Source organism: Acutalibacter sp. LFL-21 (genome assembly GCF_025630755.1).
GTDB lineage: Bacteria > Bacillota > Clostridia > Oscillospirales > Acutalibacteraceae > Acutalibacter > Acutalibacter stercoravium.
This window is the reverse complement of the sequence record NZ_JAOTNT010000004.1, coordinates 21,019-42,462: the sequence shown is the minus strand read 5'-3', so window position 1 is coordinate 42,462 and position 21,444 is coordinate 21,019. Positions and strand designations below refer to the sequence as shown.

The window sequence follows — 21,444 nt, the reverse complement described above, 5'->3', positions numbered from 1 at the left end:
GGCTGTGCTACACTTGAAAATAACTGTTTGAAGCAGAAGAGGCGTTCGCAGAAAGGAGGGACGGCAGTTGGCCGGACCAAGCCGGAATTATAGCAAAGAGCTGGAGAAGCTCCTTCAGGGGCTTCAGCAGAAGGGGAGTGTGCCCAGGTTGCTGCTGCACGCCTGCTGCGCCCCCTGTTCCAGCGCGGTGCTGGAATATCTCTCTCAGTATTTCTTCATCACGCTGCTCTATTACAATCCCAATATTGCCCCCTATGAGGAGTACGAGAAAAGAGAGGCGGAGCTGCGCCGCCTGGTCTCTCAAATGCATTTTGCCCACCCGGTGGAGCTGCTCCCCTGCAGCTACAATGGGCAGGCTTTTGTAGAAGCTGCCTGCGGCTTAGAGGGGGAGCCGGAAGGGGGGAAGCGCTGCGAAGCCTGCTTCCGCCTGCGGCTGGAGTATGCCGCGAAAGAGGCGGCGCGCCTTCACTTTGAGTACTACACTACCACCCTGACCATTTCCCCCATGAAGAATGCCCGGCTTTTGAATCAGCTGGGGGAAGAGCTGGGAGAAAAATACGGGGTGGCACACCTGCCCTCTGATTTCAAAAAGAAGGACGGCTACAAACGCTCGATCGAGCTTTCTAAGGAGTACGGTTTGTATCGCCAGGATTACTGCGGCTGCGCCTTTTCCAGGGCACAGCGCCAGCGGGAGAAAGAAAGGAAGGATCAGCTTGCCAGTGTTTCATAAGGGCGTCTTTTATCCCACAGCGGATGCCCACGCCCACATCTATCCCGGAAAGATCGCGGAAAAGGCCACGGGCTCTGTGGGGGATTTCTACCACATCCCCATGCAGAACGTGGGCCTGCCCCATGTGCTGGCCCAGCGGGGCGCCCAGGCCGGTATCGACCGGTTTTTGGTGTGTTCTGTGGCCACAAAAGTGGAGCAGGTCCGCTCCATCAACCAGTTTATTGAGGACAAGTGCCGCAAGTACCCCCAGTTCACCGGCTTGGCTGCCTGGCACCAGGACGTGTCCGATATTCAGGCGGAGATGGACGATATCCAGCGCCGGGGGCTGCGGGGCATTAAGCTCCACCCGGATTTCCAGCATTTTTATATCGACGACCCGAAGATGCTCCCCGTCTATGAGGAAGCCCACCGCCGGGGGCTGCCCGTCCTGTTCCACACCGGGGACAGCCGCACGGATTTCTCCACGCCCCGCCGGCTGATGAATGTCATTCAGAAAATCCCAGATTTCACCTGCATTGCCGCCCATTTGGGAGGCTACAGTGAATGGGAGGACGCCCGCCGGGAGCTTTCCGGCACCAACGTGTACATCGACACCTCCAGCTCCCTGTTCGCTGTCACCCCAGAGCAGGCCCGAAAGAGTATTGAGCACTTCGGTGTGGACCACACCATGTTTGGTACAGATTTCCCCATGTGGTCCCCCAAAGAGGAGCTGGAGCGCTTTTTCGCCCTGGGCTACGGGGAGGAGGACAACCGGAAGATGCTTTTTGAGAACTTTGCCCGGCTGTTCCGCTTGGCTGAATAAGGTGGATCAAGCCCGTTTTCAAGAGGCCTGCCGGAAGGCGTTGGCACAGAAACCCTTGCTGCAGGGAATTGGCACCTTGGGGGAGAAGACGCTGCACCGCGTGCTCAAGGCCTATTTTCAGCCCGACCCCAGCAAGTGTGAGGTGCGGGTGGGGCCTTATGTGGCTGATGCCCTTACGGAAAGCGGCATTGTTGAGATACAAACCCGCTCTTTTTATAAGCTGCGCCCGAAATTAAAAGCCTTTTTGGAACAGGCCCCGGTCACGGTGGTCTATCCCGTCCCCGCGATAAAATGGCTGATCTGGATATCCGAAGGGGGAGAGCCCACCCCCCGCCGGAAGAGCCCTGCCAAGCCTACGGCGGGGCAGGCTTTGTTTGAGCTTTCCTCCTTGGGAGAGCTTCTTTTCCAGCCCGGCCTTCAGGTTTGCGTGCTGCTTCTAGAGGTGGAGGAATACCGCCTCTTAAACGGTTGGGGCAATGGCGGGAAGCGGGGCTCCACCCGGTTCGACCGTATCCCCCTGGCCCTGTTGGACGAGGTGTGGGTTCGGGGCCCGGAGGACTGTTCCAGGCTTCTGCCGCCCGAGCTGCCCCTTTGTTTTACCGCAAAAGAGCTGGGAAAGGCTGTGGGGCTCTCCTCAAAAAAGGCATCCTTCGCAATCCGGGCCCTGCGGGCCTGGGGGGCCATCCGGCAGGTGGGAAAGCGGGGCGGGGCCTATTTATACAGCCGGGTGAGCCCGCCCGGCAGCTTTGGGCCGCAAACGGCGGCCCCCATTTTGAATAAGGAGAAATGAATGTATGGAATCCTACCTGCGGGTGGTGTGGCAGGCGGTGCTGGTGTTTCCCTTTGCCGCCGCTTTGATAGCGTTGCCCTTTCTCATCCACCACTACCGGAAGTACGGCAGCATGACGTTTGCCCGTTTTTTCCTCAGCTATTCCTTTGTGCTCTACGCCCTGTGCGCCTATTTCCTGGTGATCCTGCCCCTGCCCAGCCAAGAGGCAGTGGCCCAGATGACGGGTCCCAGCGTCCAGCTAATGCCTTTCAGCTTTTTCCGGGACCTCGCAAAGGAGACCGGCTTTCAGCTGGCGCGCCCCGCTACCTATCTGCCCGCCCTGTTTTCAAATTTTACACTGCAGTTTGTGTTTAATATTGCCCTGCTTGTCCCCTTGGGATTTTACCTGCGCTATTACTTCCGCCGCAGGCTTTTCCCTTCTGTGCTCCTTGCGCTTGGGGTCAGCCTGTTCTTTGAGCTCACGCAGCTTTCCGGGCTCTACGGCATTTACCCCCGCGCCTACCGCCTGTTCGATGTGGACGACTTGATCTGCAATACCCTGGGCGGATTTTTGGGCTATGTGCTTACGGGCCCCTTGATGAAGGTCCTGCCAGACCGCGACGGGATTGACAAGAGATCCTACCAAAAGGGGGAGAGGGTCACCTTTACCCGCCGGTGCCTTTCCCTGTTTGTGGATATGATTTTTGTCTCCCTTTTTTATACGCTGCTAGCGGCTTTTTCAGTGCCCTTTGCTTTTCCCGTGGCATATCTGCTGTACTTTGGCTTGTTCCAATGGGCTTGCGGAGGAAAAAGCCTGGGAAAACGCCTGACCAAAATTTGCGTGGTCAATGGGGATGGCACCCGGGTGCTGCTGTGGCGCTGCCTGCTGCGGTATGGGCTGCTGGTGGCGTTTTCCTACGCCTTTTGGGGCGTGGCCCACCTGCTTTCCTGGATGCCGCTGGGCTCAGAGCTGGTACAGCTGTTTCTCGTGGCCCTTTGGTTTTTGGCAGGCATCTTTGCCCTGCTTTTAGAAACCGCGATGAACCGCTCCTCCCGTGCTGGGAGGGACTATCTCTACGGCAGGCTTTCGGGCACACGCCTTGCCAGCACAGTCTTACGCCAGCCCCTGTCACCGCCGGAATCCGGCAAGTAAGAAAGGAGAAAAAGATGGAACGCCAATTGGAAGTGCAGAAATTCCATTATTTTGATGAGGGAAACCTCTATGCCGGAGAAAAGGTCAAAGAAGAGGCAAAGGGCCTGCTGCTCCGCTACTATGTGGCGCCGGACAAAGAGGCCGCCCTGTTTCACGTCTATGCCTGGCAGGAGGATGTCTGCTTTGAGAAGGCCCAGGAAAAAGAGGGACGCGATTTCCCCTTTTCCGAGGAGGGCCTTGAGCAGGCCCGGGACTGGCTGGAAGAGAGGTATGCCGCCCTTTGACAAAAAAGATAGGAAGCCAGAGCATTTTGCCTGCCCGGCTTCCTTTTTGCTTGTTAGTTAGTCCAAAATTCGCCCGTCAGTAGAGAGGGTCACTACCTGCCAGGGAATGAATTTGCCGCTGTCCTTCAGCGCGGTGATGGCCGCCTGTTCCAGCCCGCCGCAGCAGGGCACCTCCATGCGCGCCACCGTAACGCTTTGAATGTCGTTTTCCTTGATGATCTGCGTCAGCTTCTCGCTGTAGTCCACGCTGTCCAGCTTGGGACAGCCCACAAGGGTCACTTTGCCTCGCATGAACTTCTCGTGGAAGCGGGCGTAGGCATAGGCGGTGCAATCCGCGGCGATGAGCAGCTTGGCCCCTTGAAAGTAAGGGGCTTTCACAGGCGCCAGCTTGATCTGGCAGGGCCATTGGGCCAGCTGCGACTCTGCCTCTCCCCGGAAAACAGGGGCCTCCGCCTGGGCGCGCCGTTGGAAGGCTTTCACAGCATGGCCGGGGCACCCCATAAACGGGGCGGGCTGCTCCTTCTTCTTGTTTTCAAGCACGGCCTGTTCGTCGTAAGCGGCGGCCTCCCGCTCCACAAAGGTGATGGCCCCAGTGGGGCAGGCGGGCAGGCAGTCGCCCAAACCGTCGCAGTAGTCATCCCGCAGGAGCTTCGCCTTGCCGTCCACCATGCCGATGGCCCCCTCGTGGCAGGCGTTGGCACAGGCGCCGCAGCCGTTGCATTTTTCCTCGTCGATATGAATGATCTTCCGAATCATGGGAATCCTCCTTGTCTGTTTGCCAACAGTATAGTACACTAAAAGAAATAATTCCGTTGTAATAACAACAAAAGGAGGCTTTTTATGACCGTTCCGCAGGCATCTGTTTTTCAAGGCATTACAGAAGAGGAATGGCTCCGGATGGGATCGGCTTGTTCAATGAAGTGGGGACTTTATGAAAAAGGCCGCACCATCTTCCGCCAGGGTGAGCCTGCTGCCGAGATGGGTGTGGTTCTTTCAGGAGGGGTTTGCATTGAGAGCGTAGATCTGTGGGGCGACCGCAGCATCCTAAGCCATGTGGGTGCCGGGCAGGTCTTTGGAGAAACCTATGCCCTTACAGGCGGCCCCCTGCCAGTGGCCGCGGTCGCTGCTGAGAACTCCCAAATCCTCACCATCAATGTGTCAGGCCTGCTGAAGGAGAGATATGCGTCCAGCACTTGGCAGAGGAAGCTCCTGGGCAACCTGGTGTATATCTTTGCCCAGAAGAATCGGGCCCTTTCCGCGCGGATCTTCTGCACCAACGCCAAGACCATCCGCGGCAGGTTGCTGACCTATCTTTCCGCCCAGGCGGTGGAGGCAGGCAGTTCCGCCTTTTCCATCCCCTTTGACCGGCAGCAGCTGGCGGATTACCTCAATGTGGACCGCAGCGCCCTTTCAAAAGAACTGGGCCGCATGCGGGATGAGGGCCTGTTGGAGTTTTACAAAAACCGGTTCCTGCTCCAGCGCCTTCCCGAAAGCCTATAGAAAAAGTGGGAATTTCGTTGTGAAAAACGAGATGAAATGAGCGCTTAGTGGTGAAACACGCGATGTTTTTCTAAAAACATAGAGGCATAGTGTCACAAATCCCTTGAATTGGCGCTGCTTGAAAATCTGAGATTAAGCAAAAGTGGGGAAAATATGCGGAAACCCTCGCTAGAACCGCCGGTCTGTGGGGATGATGCCAAGAAAACTTCCAAGAATAATAAAAATCCCCCGGCGAAGCCGGGGGTATTTCATAGACGGGCAAAGCCCTTTGTTACTAGCGGCACGCGCACAGCGCGTTGGTACGGTCTGCCAGCCGCGATCCTGTTACTTGCCGCCCGTAAACGGGCCTTCCTTGCTTAGATGTTTCCCATCGTCATCTGCTCCGCCATCTGGTCTTCATCCAGCTGGTGTTTGATGTACTCCGCGATCCGTTTCGTGTTCTTCCCTGCCGTGTCTACATAGTACCCTCGGCACCAAAACTCCCGGTTCCGGTATTTGTACTTCAGCTCCGGAAACCTTTCGTACAGCATTAGGCTGCTCTTCCCTTTCAGGAATCCCACGAAACTTGAAACGGAGTATTTCGGCGGTATCTCCAAGAGCATATGCACATGGTCCGGGCACACTTCTGCCTCTACTATTTTTATCTTTTTCCACTCGCACAGCTCTCTCAGGATCTTTCCCACTTCCCGTCGTTTCTCTTTGTAAAATACCTTTCTCCGGTATTTTGGCGCAAACACGATATGATATTTGCAATTCCATCTCGTATGCGATAAACTATTGATGTCATTCATCTCGAATGGCCTCCCTTTGCTTCTTTGTGCAGTTGCCAGACCGCACTCCTATTCTAGCAAAGGGAGTTTTTCTTTGTACATCCTCCGGCAGAAGCCTTTTCTGGAACCACTCGCCTAGCGAGTGGTTTTCTAAATACAAAAAAGCAGCGGGTGCATGACCCGCTACCATTTTCTTTAAAAGAGCAGCTTATCCCTCCGCCGCTTTATTGATGCAGGCAATAGCATTCAGGCTTCGGGGATAACCGATGTAAGGCAGGCACTGGGACACCACCTTGGTGAGGAACTCTCTGTCGTTGCCCAGATTCATATTGCCTTTGGCGTGGGCGGTGAGCTGAGGTTCGCACCCGCCCTGGGCGGCCAGGTAACAGAAGGTGACCATTTCCCGCTGTTTCAAATCCAACCCGGTGCGGGTGTAATAATCTCCAAAGCAGTTGGCTGCCAGCCACCGGTTGATGGTACCCTGCTTCCAGGCTTCCAGCATGTGGGGCCCAAAAATGTCCGCCTGGGCTTGGGCGCCTTTTTCCAGCCGGTCCTCCAGAGTGGTGGTGGCCTGTCCCTCCAGAGGCAGCGTTACGCCCCTTGCCTCTAAAACCTCGTTTGCGGCCTTGAGGAAGGGCATTACACGGCCGATTCCCAGGTAATCCACCGCCTGATAGACCACTTCCTTGGCCATCACGGGGGTGACGCCGCTGTCCAGGGCGGCGGGCAGTTCTTCCCGGAAGGCGTCGATGCCCTGGCAGCCCAGCAAGGTGGCCAGGATGGCCAGGTGGCGGGTGGCGGCATCCAGCTGCTGGCCGGGCTCGTTCACCACTTCCTCAAAGGCGAAGTGCTCAAACCGCTCCGCAAATTCCGGATCGTTTTTCCAAAAGTCAAACATGGCTTATCCGCTCCTTTTTTCAAATTTTTTGGTCCCCTGTGGACCAAACGTGCTTTTCCCCTGCGGATGCCGCCGTGTTCTGGGCCATGACCCCCACCAGCTTGTGGGGGAGATAGGGCTCTTCCAGATAGGCGGCCTCTTCCGGGGTCAACTCCAGCTCCGCGGCCTTGGCGGCCCCTTCGATGTGGTGGAGCTTGGTGGCCCCCACTACAGGGGCGGTGACCTTTTGCAGCAGCCATGCCAGGGAGATCTCCGTCATGGAGACGCCCCGTTTTTCCGCCAGCTCCGCCACCCGGGCGATGATGAGGCCGTCCTGCTGGGCGGTGGCGTCGTACTTCAGCTTGGCGTAGCTGTCCTCCTCCAGGCGCTTGGAGGTCTCCCCCGGATGCTTGGAAAGCCGCCCGCCCGCCAAAGCGCTGTAGGGCGTCATGGCGATGTTTTCTTCCCGGCAGAAGGGCGCCATCTCCCGCTCCTCCTCCCGGAAGAGCAGGTTGTAATGCCCCTGGATGGACACGAATTTGGCAAAGCCTTCCTTTTCCGCCAGGGCGTTGGCCTTGCACAGCTGCCAGGCAAAGCAATTGGAGATGCCGATATACCGTGCCTTGCCCGCCTTCACCACATCGTTCAGCCCCTCCATGATGTCGTAGAGGGGAGTGGCGTGGTCCCACATGTGGTAAATGTACAGGTCCACATAGTCCATGCCCAGGTTCTGCAGGCTCTTGTCAATCATCTTTTGGATGTGCTCCTGGCCGCTGACGCCAGATGCGATCTCCTCTGGCGTGCGGGGCAGGAACTTGGTTGCCACCACTACGTCCTCCCGGCGGGCGAAATCCTTCAGAGCCCGCCCCAGATACTGCTCGCTGGTGCCGCTTTGATAGGCGATGGCGGTGTCAAAAAAGTTCACCCCCAGCTCGATGCCCCGTTTGATGATCTCGCGAGAGTGCCCCTCGTCCAGCGTCCAGGAGTGCTGCCCGTGCTGGGCGTCCCCAAATCCCATGCACCCCATGCAGATGCGGGAGACCTTCAGCTGAGAGTTGCCAAGTTTTGCGTATTTCATTGCGGCTTCCTCCATTTACTCGTTTGTTCCCAGGCGGCTGTAAGATTCTTCGCTCACGGCTTCCAGCCACTCGTTGCTCGTCTCCTCGCCGGGGACCTCAACGGCAATGTGGGAGAACCAGCTGTCCGCCTTGGCCCCGTGCCAGTGCTTCACCTCCGGCGGGATGACGATGACAGTTCCTGGCTCCAGGCTCACGGCTTCCTTGCCGTATTCCTGATACCATCCGCTGCCCGCTGTGCAGATAAGAATTTGCCCGCCCCCGCTTTTGGCGTGGTGGATATGCCAGTTGTTCTGGCAACCGGGTTCAAAGGTCACGTTGGCCAGAAAGACAGCGCTCTCTCCCGGCTTTGTCAGGGGATTGAGGTAAGATGTCCCCTGAAAGAATGGGGCAAACGCGGTATTTTCCGCCCCCAGGCCAAATAGGTTTTGGCGGCTGAAGAGCTCTCGATCCAAAGTTTTCATGGCACGGTTCCTCCTTGATTGGCGGCGCCCGGAAGGGCGTTGTAAATTAAGTGGGTCCTGCTGGGGTTCCCATGTTTTACTCAAACTGTAATGCCATTTTACTCCTCCTTTCCCATTCCTGTCCACTGCCTATATTGTATCGCTTTTTATACGCAAAAGGCATGGGAAGCCTTTTGCCGTTCCGGGTGAAAATGAGGGAAAGGTCCCCGGGGCCAGGCTTGAAAAACCTTGTGCAATATGCTAAAATATTTTGAAATGCTGCCAGGCTCGAATACCGCCGGCAGCGAGGGGATGTTCTGTGGAGGAGATTTTGTCCTGGCCGCGGTGAGAGGCCGCGGCTTTTTATAGAATTTTACGATTAAAAGGAGCGCGCGTTATGGCAAGAGAAAGGTACCTGCTGAACGCAGGAGAAGATACCATCCATGACAATGAGATCAAACTGGTCACGGCAAAGGACAAGAGAAAAAACTGGTGGTATTACCACAAGCGCCATTTGCTGGTGGGCATTATAGCCGCTGCCATGGTGGGAAGCCTGATCTATTCCCTGGTCTCCCAGGTGGAGCCGGACTACACCATTGGCCTTCTCACTTCTTACTCCATGCCCGATGTGGGCAAGCAGCAGCTGGAATCGTGCATTGCCCAGTACGCGGACGACCGCAACGGGGACGGCCAGGTCAAGGTGGTTATCTCCAACTATGTATTTTCGGATTCGGATACGATAGATTATCAGATCCAACAGGCCTCTGTGGTGCGCTTTATGGGGGAGGCCTCCACCAACGAAGCGATGATTTACCTTCACGATGAGGTGGCGTTCAACTCCCTGGAGGATTCCTTTGACGGCTTTTTCCAGTATAATGACGGCACAGCTATGCCAGAAGATGCCAAGGATTATGAAAACGCCATGGTCTCCTGGAATGACTTGAAAGGCTTTGCGGAATTTGTGCCGCAAACAACCGAGGAGGACTCCTATGACGCCGAGGTGCTCACGGAGCTGTTCGGGCGTTTGCGTATTTCCGTGCGGGCCGCTGAGGGCTCTTCCATCGAAAAGAAGGAGAAGGATATGGAGTATCACAGCGCCTCCTTGGCACTGTTAGAGCGCATCCGAAACGATGAAAAGATCAATGGTGAAACTGCTGTGGAAGAGGGATGAACATGGGTCCGGTAACGATCTTTGACTCCACCCTGCGGGACGGCGCCCAGGGCGCGGGGGTGACCTTTTCTTTAGAGGATAAACTCCAGGCGGTGCGCCTGCTGGACCAGGTGGGCGTTCAGTATGTAGAGGCTGGCAACCCGGGCTCCAATCCAAAGGACGCGGAGTTTTTCCAGCGGGCAGCGGGCCTTTCCTTAAAAAACGCACGCCTTGTCTCCTTTGGCAGCACCCGCAGGAAAAATACCGCCCCAGAGGAGGACCAAAGCCTGGCGGCGGTGCTGGCTGCCCAGACGCCTGTTTGCTGTGTGTTTGGCAAGTGCTGGAAATTCCATGTGGACCGGGTGCTGGAAACATCTTATGAGGAAAATTTCCGGATGATCGAAGAGAGCTGCCGGTTTTTGAAAGCCCATGGCCGGGAAGTGATTTTTGACGCGGAGCACTTCTTTGACGGCTGGAAGGATGATCCGGATTTTGCCTGGGAGGCGCTGCGCGCAGCTGTGCGGGGCGGGGCGGACATCGTTTGCCTGTGCGATACCAACGGCGGCGTTTTCCCTCAGGAAGCCGGGCGCATTGTCAGAGAGGTGGTCAGCCGCCTTTCCGTGCCGGTGGCGGTCCACTTCCATGAGGACTGCGGCATGGCCACCGCCAATTCCATTGTCAGCGTGCAGGCTGGCGCCTCTCAGGTGCAGGGGACGCTGCTGGGCTTTGGAGAGCGCTGCGGGAACGCCAACCTCTCCTCCATCATCCCCGATTTGCAGCTAAAGCTTGGCATCCCCTGCATCCCCCAGGAGGAGCTGCTTCATCTGACCCACCGGGTCCGGGAGCTGGCGGCTATCGCCAATGTGGATGTACCCGTTTGGATGCCCTATGTGGGGGAAAACGCCTTTGCCCACAAGGCTGGAATGCATGCCGCCGGGGTGCTGAAATCCCCCCGCTCTTTTGAGCATGTGGACCCTTACCTGGTGGGCAACGCCCGGCGCTTTCCCGCCTCAGAGATCTCTGGCCGCGCGGTGGTGCTGGAGAAGGTCAAGCGCATCTTCCCCCATGTGGGGGTGGACTCCCAAGAGGCCCGGACCCTGCTGCACGAATTGAAAACGCTGGAATCCCAAGGCTACCAGTTTGAGGGGGCGGACGCCTCTTTCGAGCTGTTGGTGCGCAAGCGCCTGCGGCCCTTCCCACCCTTTTTCGAGCTGTTGTACTACCACATTTACACCGATTACAGCGAAGGCCGTGACCGGGGTGCAAGCGCTACGGTAAAGGTCCGGGTTGGCGGCGAGATCCAGCTTATGGCCGCCGAGGGCAACGGTCCTGTCAACGCCCTTGACCAGGCCCTTCGCAAGGCGTTGGAGATTTTTTACCCGGTGCTTTCCCAGGTTAAGCTGACAGACTACAAGGTCCGTGTGCTGGACAGCAAGAGTGCCACCGCTGCGGGTGTTCGGGTGCTCATTACCTCCAGCGACGGGGAGGACGCCTTCACCACAGTGGGTGTCTCCGGGGACGTGGTGGCCGCCAGCTGGAAAGCCCTGGAGGATTCCATGGAATACCTCCTTTTAAAGGCGGCACGGAAAAATGGGGAAGAGGATGCTGCCTCTTTGCCATAAGCGATGGTGCGGGCGGGGGCCTATCCGGCTTCCGCCTTTTTTCTGTTTTAGAAGCGCCCCCTTTTTCAAAACGCCCCTCTTGACAAGAAAATTTCTAAAATATCGTTGCTTTTTCACAGAGGAATCTCTATAATGAAATTGAGCGGGGAGCTTGTCCCCACAGCTCAGAAAAGGAGTGATTTTCCAATGAAATTAGGTGTGCTCACCAATGTCATCGGCGAGACCCCTCTGCCGGAGGCTCTTGCCTACTTCAAGTCCCTGGGTGCCCAGATGGTAGAGATCGGCTGCGGCGGTTACCCTGGCAAGGATCACTGTGATCCCGGCGTTCTGCTTCACGATGAGGCGAAGTTCAACGAGTTCGTCAAGACGATCGCGGACTCTGGCCTGGAAATCAGCGCCCTCAGCTGCCATGGAAACCCCATCCACCCCAACAAGGAGATGGCCAAGCAGTTTGATGACGATATGCACAATGCCGTGCTCATGGCCGAAAAGCTGGGAATCCATCAGATCAACTGCTTCTCCGGCTGCCCGGGTGACTGCCCCGAGAGCAAAAACCCCAACTGGGTGGTCTGTGCTTGGCCCCCCGAGTATCTGGAGGTTTTGGACTGGCAGTGGAATGAGGTGCTCATCCCCTACTGGAAGGATTTTGTGGCCTTTGCAAAAGCCCATGGCGTGAACAAGATCGCTCTGGAGATGCATCAGGGCTTCTGCGTTCATAACACCTATACCCTGAAGAAGCTTCGGGACGCGGTGGGCCCGGAAATCGGCGCCAACCTGGACCCTAGCCACTTGATTTGGCAGGGTATGGACCCCATCAAGGTCATCCGCGCTCTGGGCGGCGAGGCCATCTTCCATGTTCACGCAAAGGATACCAAGATCGACCCCATCAACGCCCCCATCGACGGCACTTTGGACGCCCGTCCCTACACCGATGAGATCCACCGCTCTTGGATCTTCCGCTCCATCGGCTACGGCCATGATGAGCTGTTCTGGAAGGACTTTGTCAGCCAGCTGCGCCTGGTGGGCTACGACTACGTCCTGTCCATCGAGCATGAGGACAGCTTGATGAGCAAGAACGAGGGCCTGGTCAAGGCCTGCGACGTGCTCAAGCGCGCCATCACCTTTGAAGATAAGATGACGGACCTGCGCTGGGTATAAACTCGATACAACCGAAAAGGGCCCCTCCGGGAAAGCCGGAGAGGCCCTTTTCTATCCGGCGGAAAAGGAACGCGTCCTACTTAAGGCCGTTTTTTTCCAGAGGCGGCTCCGACAGGGGAGGCAGGGCCCCTGTTTCACGGAAGGCGGCGTACAGGCTGCACAGCCCCAGCACATAAAAAAGCACCCAAAGGTTCCGGGCCACCAGCGAGAAGTAGATGGCGGCTAAGGAAGCCAGCGGGTGGATCTTCACAGTGGAGGATACCAGCCGGGGCTCCACTACCTGCCGGATGCACACGATCACCAGCCAGCCGATGAGAATTCCCAGGGCCCGGGCATATTCCCCTACCAGCAGCTGATAGATTGCCACCGGGGCCAGCACCATGCCGGGTCCCAACACGGGGAGCACATCCGCGACGGCGGCGATTAGTCCGGTTATCAGGGGGTAGGGAACTCCCAGTACCGCCATAATCACGCAAGTCTCGCAAAAGGTGAGAAAATAGAGAAACAGATAGGAGAGCACATATTTCCGTCCTGCCCCTCCCGAATTTTTCACCGCCGCGCTGACATGGCGCGCCGCTCCGTCAGAGAAGAAACCGCGTCCCCAGGACAGGAACCCTTTCATGTCCCGGGTGAAGAAGAAGGCCGCGCAGACAGTCACAATCACCAGCGTCACCACGGTGGGCAGAGAGGTCACCAGGTCCAGCGCTGCGCGCGCACAGGCTGTCACCAGTTCCATGCTGTTCTGTAGCGCGTCCAGCAGCTCCTGCCGGTGGCGCTCTAAAAATGACAGATCCAGCTGCCCCAAAAAGCCCTCCGCCTGTTCCAAAAAATCGGCCACGGGTTGGGAAAACTCCGCAAACCCCGTTTGAGAAGCCCTGGTTAAGAAAGCGGTGAGCTCCCGCACAGCCAACACGCCCAATAAGGCCAGGCTGCCGCAAAGCGCAACCAGGGCAAGCGTTGTGGCGGCCAGTGCCGCGCCTCCCCGGGGTATGCGCAGGCGCTCTTGGAAAAAACCTGCAAGGGGCTGAATGGCCAAAGCTATAAGAAACCCCGCTAGAAAGGGCAGCGTGTACAGAAAGGTCTTTACCCAGAGGTAGAACAGCAGGGAATACCCGGCAAAAAACAGGGCCAGCGGCGCCAACCTCTTCCATCGGCTTGCTTGGAACATGGGTTCACCCTCCTTTCCGCTTTTCCCTTATAGTATGGGCAGTTTAGGAAGGCTATACCCCTTTTAGACCAAAAAAGGGTCCCGCATTTCAGGTGCGGGACCCTTACTTTTCTCTTTCTTCTCCTGTTAATAGCCAATACACAGAGACATTCAATATCTCGGAGAGGGCCAAAAGCTCAAAATCCGTGACGAAGCGGATCTGCCCTTCCAGCTTGGAAAGCCCAGAGGCGTTTAAGTCCACGCCCCGCACCTGCAGTTGAGCCAGCAGCTCTTTTTGCTTCATGCCCTGTTCTTTCCGCGCCGCCTCCACCCTGGCGCCGATTAGGTTTTTGTTGCCCAAGGGCTGATTACGCAGCCGCATGCCATTTCCCACCTCCCTCAGCAGTATACATAATATGAAAATCTTTTCTACATTATAAAAAAAGCCATGGAAAAAATCAATGCCATTTTTTAATTTCTCAGGAAAAAGCGCCAGAACTTTCACAAATTTTTTCATAAAAGGAAATATCTTTTTACTTATAGACGGAAAGTAAAACTTTCCCTGTACTTTTGGCCTGGAAATGTTATAATAAAAGGGAAAAAAGACGGCCTCTTACGCCGGACTGAACACAGAGGGTGTGTGAACATGAACAAAAGCTACCAGGAACCCAACTTGACCATGCTGACCGATTTTTACGAGCTGACGATGGCGAACGGATACTTTGCCAACGGCTATCAGGACACCATCTGCTATTTTGACATGTTCTTCCGCAAGGTGCCGGATAACGGCGGCTTTGCCATTATGGCAGGGGTGGAGCAGCTGGTGGACTATTTGAAGAACTTGCGCTTTACAGAGGAGGACATTCAGTATCTCCATTCCAAGCATATCTTCAGCCGGGAGTTTTTGGACTATCTGCGGGACTTTCAATTTTCCTGTGATGTTTGGGCCATCCCCGAGGGCACGCCTATCTTCCCCGGCGAGCCCATTGTCACCGTGCGGGGCCCGGCCATTCAGGCCCAGTTTGTAGAAACCATGGTGCTCCTCTGCGTCAACCACCAAAGCCTCATTGCCACCAAGGCCAACCGGATCGTGCGGGCAGCCCAGGGCCGGGCGGTGATGGAGTTTGGCTCCCGCCGGGCCCAGGGATTCGACGGCGCCATGTATGGAGCCCGGGCTGCCTATATCGGCGGCTGTGCCGGCACCGCCTGCACCATCAGCGACCAAATGTTTGGTGTTCCTGCTTTGGGCACCATGGCCCACAGCTGGGTGCAGCTGTTCCCCAGCGAGTATGAGGCTTTTAAAGCCTATGCCCAGTCCTATCCCGGCAACTGCGTGCTGCTGGTGGACACCTATAATGTGCTGAAGTCCGGCGTGCCCAACGCCATCAAGGTTTTCAACGAAGTGCTGGTGCCCCAGGGCTTCCGCCCCGCGGGTATCCGCATCGACAGCGGTGATATCACCTACCTGTCCCGCAAGGCGCGCAAAATGCTGGATGACGCCGGCTTCGAGGACTGCCCCATCTGCGCCTCTAACTCCCTGGATGAGTACATCATCCGCGATATGCTGATGCAGGGCGCCAAGGTGGACTCCTTCGGTGTGGGCGAGCGGCTCATCACCTCTTCCTCCGAGCCTGTGTTCGGCGGGGTGTACAAGCTGGCCGCCGTGGAGGATCCGGAAGGCAACATCACCCCCAAGATTAAGATTAGCGAGAACGTCTCCAAAATCACCACCCCCTGCTTTAAGAGCGTGTGGCGGCTTTTCGACCGGGAGACCGACAAGGCCATCGCCGATGTGATCACCCTGCACGATGAGGTCATCGACGATGAGAAGCCCTATACCATCTTCGACCCCGACCACACCTGGAAGCGCAAGACCGTGGAGAACTTTACAGCGGTTTCCCTGCTGCAGCCTATCTTCAAAAACGGTGAATGTGTCTATACGCCCCGTGCCCTGAAGGCCATCAAGGCCTATTGCATGGCTCAGGTGGACAATTTGTGGGAAGAGGTCACCCGCTTTGAGAACCCCCACAACTACTACGTAGACCTGTCCCAAAAGCTGTGGGATGAGAAGAACCGGCTGCTTTCTGAAAAAAACTATTGACAGGGAGCTTCCTGTTCTTTTACAATAGTCACCGTGTGAGCAGGCTGGACAGTCGCGGGCGAGGGGGGAAACCCTCCGCCTGAGGAAAGTCCGGGCTTCCCAGGGCAAGGATAACGGCTAACCGCCGCCGGGGGCGACCCCAGGGAAAGTGCAACAGAGATATACCGCCGGGTTTTACCCGGTAAGGGTGGAAAGGCGAGGTAAGAGCTCACCGGCCCGTGGGAGACCACGGGGCCCTGTAAACCCTATCCGAAGCAACACCGTGGAGGAACATTCAGCGTAGCCCTGCGCGTTCCGAGGAGGTGGCGTGAGCCGGACGGCAACGTCCGGCCAAGATAGATGACTGTCCACGACAGAACCCGGCTTATAGGCCTGGTCACACAGGAACGTAAGGGGGAGACCCCATTGCGAAAGCCCTGGAGGGACTTCCTCCAGGGCTTTTTTCATGGTTTTGTTCCAGTAAAATACAGGGTGTAGTCCCGCGGGAAAGTGAGCACCAAGGTGGGTGCGGTTTCCCCGGTTTTTGGGTTTGTGAACGAACAGGAGCCGTACCCCCATCCCAGATCCTTCACCTCCACCTCGTAGAGACGGCCCGCTTGCGTCCGGTCTGTCTGGCGGTAGACCCCTGTATTTGTTTCGCTGGAATCTGTCCGGGCCAGCCGCAGCTGGCCATCTTTGGCTTGGCAAGAGAGGGCCAGCACTTCCGTGTCCGGGTAAATCTCCGCCAAGTCCGGCCCACAGGCCAAGACGTTGCCCTCCCCGTTCAAAAGGAGCGTCATATTCCAAGCGCGGTCCTCGATGCGGAGCGGCTGAGATGCCTGGGCACTATAGAGCAGGACCACCAGTGCGAGAGCCAACCCCAGGACAGCTGCTTTCTTTTTCACCGCTCACCCTTCTTTCTGCGAGCCAGTCTCCAGAGGAAAAACACGGCCAGCACCAGCGCAAGGCCTGCCAAGGCCAACAGCAGAGGGGAGAGGCCGAATCCCCCGGCCACCTGGATTCCCGTGGTCCCCTGGGCAAAACCGATGGCCTCCTCCGGCACCCACGCCTGCCGCGCCAGTGCGAACAGCCCCATGGACACAAGGCACACCAGCAGGCATACTACCAGCCCTGCCCACAGAAGGCCGTTCCCCTTGGAGGGCAGCTGCCCTTCCACGCTGGCGGCGTACTCTGAGGGAGGCCCCAGCCGCTGGATGACCTGTTCCTCTGTCTCCCCGTGCTCATAGGCGGAGGCAAAGATCTCCTCTAAGTCCCGCAGCACAGCGGTTTTCTGCTTTCTGCGCAGGCGAAGCCTGCGCCCCACCTGCCGTATGTACTCCTGCTTCACACTTCCGCCTCCTTATAGCTTTTAATAAATCCATCAACGCATTGGGCATAGTCCTCCCAAAACGCCACCAGCTCCCCCAGAGTCTCTTTCCCTTTCGGGGTCAGGGAGTAATACTTCTTTGTGCCTCCATTGGCCTTTGCCTTGGCCAGGCGGCTTTGTACCAGGCCCTGCTCCTGCAGGCGGTAGAGGATGGGGTAAATCGTCCCCTCCCGGGCATAGCCCAGTACTCCGGCCCCGTGCTCGTTGAGCTGTGTCAGCAGTTCATAACCGTAAGTCTCTTTCTGGGCGATGAGGCACAAAAGGATCATCTCCAAAGAGCCCTTTTTGAATTGCTGGAGATACTTTCCCTCCATGGAAGACCTCCTTTCTTTCACTATTTAGCAATACTAAATAGTATGGCAATAGTATAGTCTCTCCTGGGGGAAAAGTCAAGAGGGGAAGAGAAAACCGGGCGGGGCATCCCACAAAAAAGGACGCTGGTTTCAGCGTCCTTTTTTAGTCCTGCTATGCGTTTATTTTCCTTCCCAGTTTTTCAAGATCTCCTCGGCGGACCGGACCATCTCCAGGGCGAAGTCGGAGATATACTTTCTGTTATAGAAAGCCCGCGCCTTGTCGTCCGGGTAAAATTCCTGGAGTTCCTCTTCCGTCAGGTCGTGATAACCGTTCTCCATGACGATCATCTTCTGGGGGAAGCGGCTGGTCTGGGGCCGGTCTTTCTGCTGCTGGGTGGGATAGCCGAACACCAGCATGGACACCGGCGCCACAAACTGGGGCAGCTGGAACATCTTTTGGTGTTCCTCCCACTGCTCGATGATGTACCCGATATAGCAGGAGCCGATCCCCAGGCTTTCAGCGGCCATACAGGCGGCGTGGGCGGCGATCACCGTGTCGTTGGTGGCCAGAATCAAATCGCTCAGGCGGGGGTTGGGGATGTTCTCACATCCGGCCTGCTGGAATTTCCGCACCCACCGGCGGTAGTCCGCCAGGAACACCCACACCATGGGGGCCTTGGCAATGAAGGGCTGGTGGTCGCAGGTTTCAGAGAGGTTGTCCTTTAAGGTTTGGTCCGTCACATCTAAAATGGAGTAAAGCATGGAGTTCCCCGCTGTGGGAGCCCGCATCGCGGCGTTTAAAATGGCCTGCTTTTCCTCCGGCCCGATGGGCTTTTCCTCAAAGACCCGCACGGACTTGCGCTTCATCATCAGTTCCAACGTCTCGTTCATAGGCGGTCCCTCCCAAAATGTTTTATCTGGGTAAAGTATAGCATGGAACGCCAGGGAATGTAAACAGCAAAGCCCCTGGCTTTTTTGAAATGTGAATTGCAAATCCCGTGGGACTGGGGTATAATGTCCTCAGCCACAGGCTTTACAAAGCAAAGGAGTGTATTGAAAACCATGAAAGTCGCTGTTATCGGCTGCGGCACCATTGCCAATGCCGCCCACATCCCCTCCTATATGAAGAATCCCGAAGCGGAGATCAAGTATTTCTGCGATATCATCCCTGAGCGGGCCCAGGCCGCCGTGGAGAAGTACGGCTGCGGCACCGCTGTGGTGGATTACCACGATGTGCTGGCCGACCCAGAGGTGGAGGCCGTCTCCGTCTGCACGCCCAACAACGTCCATCCCACCATCACCATGGACGCTCTCCGGGCCGGGAAGAACGTGCTGTGCGAAAAGCCCGCCGCCCGCACCTACGGGGAGGCGTTGGAGATGCAGAAGGTCCAGCATGAGACCGGCAAGGTGCTGAACATCGGTGTGGTCAACCGCTTCAACGACGGCGTCAACCGCATCAAGGAGTACATCGACCAAGGAAAGTTGGGTAACATCCACCATGTGTACGTCAGCTTCCGGGCCCATCGTTCCATCCCCGGCCTGGGCGGCGCCTTTACCACCAAGGCCATCGCCGGCGGCGGCGCCCTCATCGACTGGGGTGTCCACTATCTGGATATCGTCATGTACTGCTGCGGCGACCCCAAGGTCAAGACCGTCACCGGAGAGACCTTCTGCAAGCTGGGCAAAGACATGGAAAACTATGTCTACACCGATATGTGGGCCGGCCCTCCCCAGTATGACGGCACCTACGATGTGGACGATTCCGTCACCGGCATGGTCCGCACCTCCGGCCCCGTCATCACTATCAACGGCGCCTGGGCCCAGAACATCGGGGAAGAGGACCGCTACATCGACTTTATGGGCGATAAGGGCGGCATCCGCCTGCAGTACGGCGCGGACTTCACCGTCTACACCACGGAGAACAACGCCCTGGTCAGTTATACCCCCAAATTCCAGACCCGCGATATGTTCCAGAATGAGATCGACGGCTTTATCAACTGCATTAAAACAGGGGAGAAGCTGCCCTCTCACATCGACACGGTCATCGTCACCGCTCAAATGATGCAGGCCATCTATGATTCCGCCGAGCAGCACCGGGAGATTGTGCTGGAGTGATCTTACTGTATAAAGGAGTGTATGGAATATGTATCCATTTCCCATTGGCGTCATGCTGGATTCCTTCCGCACCGATGTGAACACCGCGCTGGATAAGGCCCAGGCCGTGGGGGCCCGGGGCATTCAGGTCTATGCCACCCGCGGGGAGATGTCCCCCCGAGAGATGACCCCCGCCCGCCGCCGGGAGTTTCTTCAAGCTGTAAAGGACCATGGCCTTACGGTCTCCGCTCTGTGCGGGGATCTGGGCCACGGCTTTGGGGACCCGGAAAAGAATCCAGAGCTCATTGAGGAGTCCAAGCGGATTCTAGACCTGGCCAAGGACCTGGAAACCGATGTGGTCACCACCCACATTGGCGTGGTACCGGAGGATAAGGCCCATCCCCGGTACGCCATCATGCAGGAGGCCTGCGGCGTGCTGGCCGCCTATGCCGATTCCATGGAGGCCCACTTCGCCATTGAAACGGGACCGGAGAAGGCCCTAACCCTAAAGAGCTTTCTGGATGGCCTCCACTCCACCGGCGTAGCCGTGAACCTGGACCCCGCCAATTTCGTCATGGTCACAGGGGATGACCCGGTGCAGGCGGTGTACACCTTGCAGGACTACATCGTCCACACCCACGCCAAGGACGGACGCCGCCTCCACTATGTGGACCCAGAGGTCCTTTACGGCATGGTTGAGAGCGATATGCTCAACGACGCCTCCTACATCGAGCTGCCTTTGGGCCAAGGGGATGTGGATTTCCCCAGTTACCTGAAGGCGCTGGATGACATTGGGTTTACCGGCTTCCTCACCATCGAGAGGGAGGTGGGCGACGACCCGGCGGCAGATATCGCCCTGGCCGTCCGCTTCCTGCAGGAGCAGCTTCAGGCTTGATTTTTGGCAAAAACACCTCCGCAAAAAATGGCGGAGGTGTTTTTTCGTAAAAATGGTTGAAAAACCCCTTCCTCTGTGGTAGAATCGCAGGGGTTTGAAGGGGAAACCAGAAATTTGGAGGCGATGGATATGGCAAAAGATGCCGGGGCGAAGGAGCGTCCACCTATACTGACCAGGGCAAATTTGAAAGCGTTTTTGCTGGTAAATCTGGGAGTCCTGTTATTGACAACGGGAGTATACTTCTTTAAGCTGCCCAACAATTTTTCCACGGGCGGTGTCAGCGGTATCTCCATTATTCTGGGAAGCCTCATTCCTGGCATCTCTACGGCAACCCTGATGGCAGTGATCAACATTTTGCTGCTGGTGCTGGGATATCTGTTTTTGGGCCGGCAGTTCGGCTTTTGGACGACCTATTGCAGCCTGATGTACTCCTTTGAGACTTGGGCCTTGGAGCGCCTGTTTCCCATGAATGGGCCCTTCACGAACCAGCCCCTTCTGGAGCTGTGCTTTGCCATGATGCTTCCCGCGGTGGGCTCTGCGCTGATGTTCAACTACAACGCCTCCTCCGGCGGGACGGATATTGTGGCAATGATTTTAAAGAAGTACACGGGCATTTCCGATATTGGCAAGGCCCTTTTTGCCAGTGACAGCGTGATTGCTCTGGCCTCCTTTTTCTTCTTCGGCGTGGAGACGGGCATGTTCTCCATCCTGGGCCTGTTTCTCAAGGCTTTTGTGGTGGATTCCGTCATCGAGAGCATCAACCTGTGCAAGTTTTTCTCCATTGTCACCTCAAAGCCCCAGGAAATCTGTGATTACATCATCCAAGAGCTGCACCACAGCTCCACCGTGGTAGATGGCGAGGGGGCTTTTTCCCACCAAGACCGGAAAGTGGTGCTCACAGCAGTCCGCAGGGGAGAGGCTGTGCGCCTGCGCCAGAAGTGCAAGCAAATCGACCCTCACTCCTTCATGTTCATCACCAATACCAGCGAGATCATCGGCAAGGGCTTCCGCTCCGATTGAGCCGCCCGCAAAGGCCGTTTTCTAAAAATAGCAGTATCATAAAAGACAGCGCCGCGCTTTTGATTGAGCAAGGCGCTGTCTTTCCTTTTCGGCGGGCCGCAGAGAAAGGGGGCGGGACTGCTTTTCTTTTGAGAAAAATTGAAAACTGGCGGTTTTTATGGTATCCTTGTAGAAAAGGGTGAAGGGTCCTGTCC

At 56.8% G+C, this 21,444-nt stretch carries 24 protein-coding genes and 1 other RNA gene; 14 read left to right on the top strand and 11 right to left on the bottom strand.

Annotated elements, in window-relative coordinates:
• Nucleotides 1–67 precede the first annotated feature (67 nt).
• The 5 genes from ODJ80_RS05805 to ODJ80_RS05785 are packed head-to-tail and all read left to right on the top strand — an operon-like array spanning nt 68 to nt 3,738.
• Nucleotides 68–730 (top strand): epoxyqueuosine reductase QueH, encoded by a 663-nt coding sequence (locus ODJ80_RS05805; RefSeq protein ID WP_263041310.1) that lies wholly within the window; start codon nt 68–70, stop codon nt 728–730.
• On the top strand, nt 720–1,532 hold the full coding sequence (locus ODJ80_RS05800) for an amidohydrolase family protein (RefSeq protein ID WP_263041526.1): 813 nt from the start codon (nt 720–722) through the stop codon (nt 1,530–1,532). The genes ODJ80_RS05805 and ODJ80_RS05800 overlap by 11 nt, the downstream gene beginning before the upstream one ends.
• A gap of 40 nt (nt 1,533–1,572) precedes the next feature.
• Nucleotides 1,573–2,322 carry a hypothetical protein gene (locus ODJ80_RS05795; protein WP_263041309.1) on the top strand — a complete coding sequence of 250 codons (750 nt, stop codon included), beginning with the start codon at nt 1,573–1,575 and terminating at the stop codon, nt 2,320–2,322.
• A gap of 4 nt (nt 2,323–2,326) precedes the next feature.
• Nucleotides 2,327–3,454 carry a VanZ family protein gene (locus ODJ80_RS05790; RefSeq protein ID WP_178864545.1) on the top strand — a complete coding sequence of 376 codons (1,128 nt, stop codon included), beginning with the start codon at nt 2,327–2,329 and terminating at the stop codon, nt 3,452–3,454.
• Between the two features lie 14 nt (nt 3,455–3,468).
• On the top strand, nt 3,469–3,738 hold the full coding sequence (locus ODJ80_RS05785) for a hypothetical protein (protein WP_263041308.1): 270 nt from the start codon (nt 3,469–3,471) through the stop codon (nt 3,736–3,738).
• Between the two features lie 57 nt (nt 3,739–3,795).
• On the opposite strand, the gene ODJ80_RS05780 is transcribed toward ODJ80_RS05785, so the two are convergent.
• Nucleotides 3,796–4,494 carry an ATP-binding protein gene (locus ODJ80_RS05780; RefSeq protein ID WP_263041307.1) on the bottom strand — a complete coding sequence of 233 codons (699 nt, stop codon included), beginning with the start codon at nt 4,492–4,494 and terminating at the stop codon, nt 3,796–3,798.
• Between the two features lie 159 nt (nt 4,495–4,653).
• On the opposite strand from ODJ80_RS05780, the gene ODJ80_RS05775 reads away from it, so the two are divergent.
• The gene (locus tag ODJ80_RS05775) at nt 4,654–5,238 is read left to right on the top strand and encodes a Crp/Fnr family transcriptional regulator (RefSeq protein WP_263041306.1); all 585 of its coding nucleotides are present in this window, start codon (nt 4,654–4,656) and stop codon (nt 5,236–5,238) included.
• Between the two features lie 356 nt (nt 5,239–5,594).
• Here the strand turns inward: ODJ80_RS05775 and tnpA are convergent, their stop codons facing one another.
• The 4 genes from tnpA to ODJ80_RS05755 form a co-directional block, all read right to left on the bottom strand.
• On the bottom strand, nt 5,595–6,029 hold the full coding sequence (gene tnpA, locus ODJ80_RS05770; RefSeq protein ID WP_263041305.1) for an IS200/IS605 family transposase: 435 nt from the start codon (nt 6,027–6,029) through the stop codon (nt 5,595–5,597).
• A gap of 187 nt (nt 6,030–6,216) precedes the next feature.
• The gene (locus ODJ80_RS05765; RefSeq protein ID WP_263041304.1) at nt 6,217–6,906 is read right to left on the bottom strand and encodes a carboxymuconolactone decarboxylase family protein; all 690 of its coding nucleotides are present in this window, start codon (nt 6,904–6,906) and stop codon (nt 6,217–6,219) included.
• A 19-nt stretch (nt 6,907–6,925) separates the two neighbouring features.
• Complete coding sequence (locus tag ODJ80_RS05760; RefSeq protein ID WP_263041303.1) at nt 6,926–7,963, bottom strand: aldo/keto reductase; 1,038 nt, start codon at nt 7,961–7,963, stop codon at nt 6,926–6,928.
• 15 nt (nt 7,964–7,978) lie between these two features.
• Nucleotides 7,979–8,425 (bottom strand): cupin domain-containing protein, encoded by a 447-nt coding sequence (locus ODJ80_RS05755; RefSeq protein WP_263041302.1) that lies wholly within the window; start codon nt 8,423–8,425, stop codon nt 7,979–7,981.
• Between the two features lie 376 nt (nt 8,426–8,801).
• Between ODJ80_RS05755 and ODJ80_RS05750 the strand changes: the two genes are divergently transcribed.
• From ODJ80_RS05750 to ODJ80_RS05740, 3 genes are all read left to right on the top strand, one after another.
• A complete protein-coding gene (locus ODJ80_RS05750) occupies nt 8,802–9,575 on the top strand; it encodes a hypothetical protein (protein WP_263041301.1) in 774 nt (257 codons plus the stop codon).
• 2 nt (nt 9,576–9,577) lie between these two features.
• The gene (gene cimA, locus ODJ80_RS05745) at nt 9,578–11,176 is read left to right on the top strand and encodes a citramalate synthase (protein WP_263041300.1); all 1,599 of its coding nucleotides are present in this window, start codon (nt 9,578–9,580) and stop codon (nt 11,174–11,176) included.
• A gap of 186 nt (nt 11,177–11,362) precedes the next feature.
• The gene (locus ODJ80_RS05740) at nt 11,363–12,334 is read left to right on the top strand and encodes a sugar phosphate isomerase/epimerase family protein (protein WP_178864443.1); all 972 of its coding nucleotides are present in this window, start codon (nt 11,363–11,365) and stop codon (nt 12,332–12,334) included.
• Between the two features lie 76 nt (nt 12,335–12,410).
• Here the strand turns inward: ODJ80_RS05740 and ODJ80_RS05735 are convergent, their stop codons facing one another.
• The gene (locus tag ODJ80_RS05735) at nt 12,411–13,502 is read right to left on the bottom strand and encodes an AI-2E family transporter (RefSeq protein WP_263041299.1); all 1,092 of its coding nucleotides are present in this window, start codon (nt 13,500–13,502) and stop codon (nt 12,411–12,413) included.
• 103 nt (nt 13,503–13,605) lie between these two features.
• A complete protein-coding gene (locus tag ODJ80_RS05730) occupies nt 13,606–13,998 on the bottom strand; it encodes a helix-turn-helix domain-containing protein (protein WP_317619871.1) in 393 nt (130 codons plus the stop codon).
• Between the two features lie 129 nt (nt 13,999–14,127).
• On the opposite strand from ODJ80_RS05730, the gene ODJ80_RS05725 reads away from it, so the two are divergent.
• On the top strand, nt 14,128–15,582 hold the full coding sequence (locus ODJ80_RS05725) for a nicotinate phosphoribosyltransferase (RefSeq protein ID WP_263041298.1): 1,455 nt from the start codon (nt 14,128–14,130) through the stop codon (nt 15,580–15,582).
• Nucleotides 15,583–15,618: 36 nt separating this feature from the next.
• Nucleotides 15,619–15,965: RNase P RNA component class A (gene rnpB / locus ODJ80_RS05720), an RNA gene on the top strand.
• Nucleotides 15,966–16,025: 60 nt separating this feature from the next.
• On the opposite strand, the gene ODJ80_RS05715 is transcribed toward rnpB, so the two are convergent.
• The 4 genes from ODJ80_RS05715 to ODJ80_RS05700 form a co-directional block, all read right to left on the bottom strand.
• Nucleotides 16,026–16,466, bottom strand: a complete 441-nt coding sequence (locus ODJ80_RS05715; protein WP_263041297.1) for a hypothetical protein — start codon at nt 16,464–16,466, stop codon at nt 16,026–16,028.
• The gene (locus ODJ80_RS05710) at nt 16,463–16,909 is read right to left on the bottom strand and encodes an HAAS signaling domain-containing protein (protein ID WP_263041296.1); all 447 of its coding nucleotides are present in this window, start codon (nt 16,907–16,909) and stop codon (nt 16,463–16,465) included. The genes ODJ80_RS05715 and ODJ80_RS05710 overlap by 4 nt, the downstream gene beginning before the upstream one ends.
• Nucleotides 16,906–17,262: a PadR family transcriptional regulator gene (locus tag ODJ80_RS05705; protein ID WP_263041295.1), complete on the bottom strand. Its 357-nt coding sequence runs from the start codon at nt 17,260–17,262 to the stop codon at nt 16,906–16,908. The genes ODJ80_RS05710 and ODJ80_RS05705 overlap by 4 nt, the downstream gene beginning before the upstream one ends.
• 159 nt (nt 17,263–17,421) lie before the next feature.
• Nucleotides 17,422–18,132, bottom strand: coding sequence for a nitroreductase family protein (locus ODJ80_RS05700; RefSeq protein ID WP_263041294.1), 711 nt, complete (start codon nt 18,130–18,132; stop codon nt 17,422–17,424).
• 171 nt (nt 18,133–18,303) lie between these two features.
• Here ODJ80_RS05700 and ODJ80_RS05695 point away from each other — a divergent pair, with 171 nt between their 5' ends.
• The 3 genes from ODJ80_RS05695 (at nt 18,304) to ODJ80_RS05685 (ending at nt 21,250) form a co-directional block, all read left to right on the top strand.
• Nucleotides 18,304–19,356, top strand: a complete 1,053-nt coding sequence (locus tag ODJ80_RS05695; protein ID WP_263041293.1) for a Gfo/Idh/MocA family protein — start codon at nt 18,304–18,306, stop codon at nt 19,354–19,356.
• Between the two features lie 28 nt (nt 19,357–19,384).
• Nucleotides 19,385–20,230 carry a sugar phosphate isomerase/epimerase family protein gene (locus tag ODJ80_RS05690; RefSeq protein WP_263041292.1) on the top strand — a complete coding sequence of 282 codons (846 nt, stop codon included), beginning with the start codon at nt 19,385–19,387 and terminating at the stop codon, nt 20,228–20,230.
• 123 nt (nt 20,231–20,353) lie between these two features.
• The gene (locus ODJ80_RS05685) at nt 20,354–21,250 is read left to right on the top strand and encodes a YitT family protein (RefSeq protein WP_317619879.1); all 897 of its coding nucleotides are present in this window, start codon (nt 20,354–20,356) and stop codon (nt 21,248–21,250) included.
• Nucleotides 21,251–21,444 lie beyond the last annotated feature (194 nt).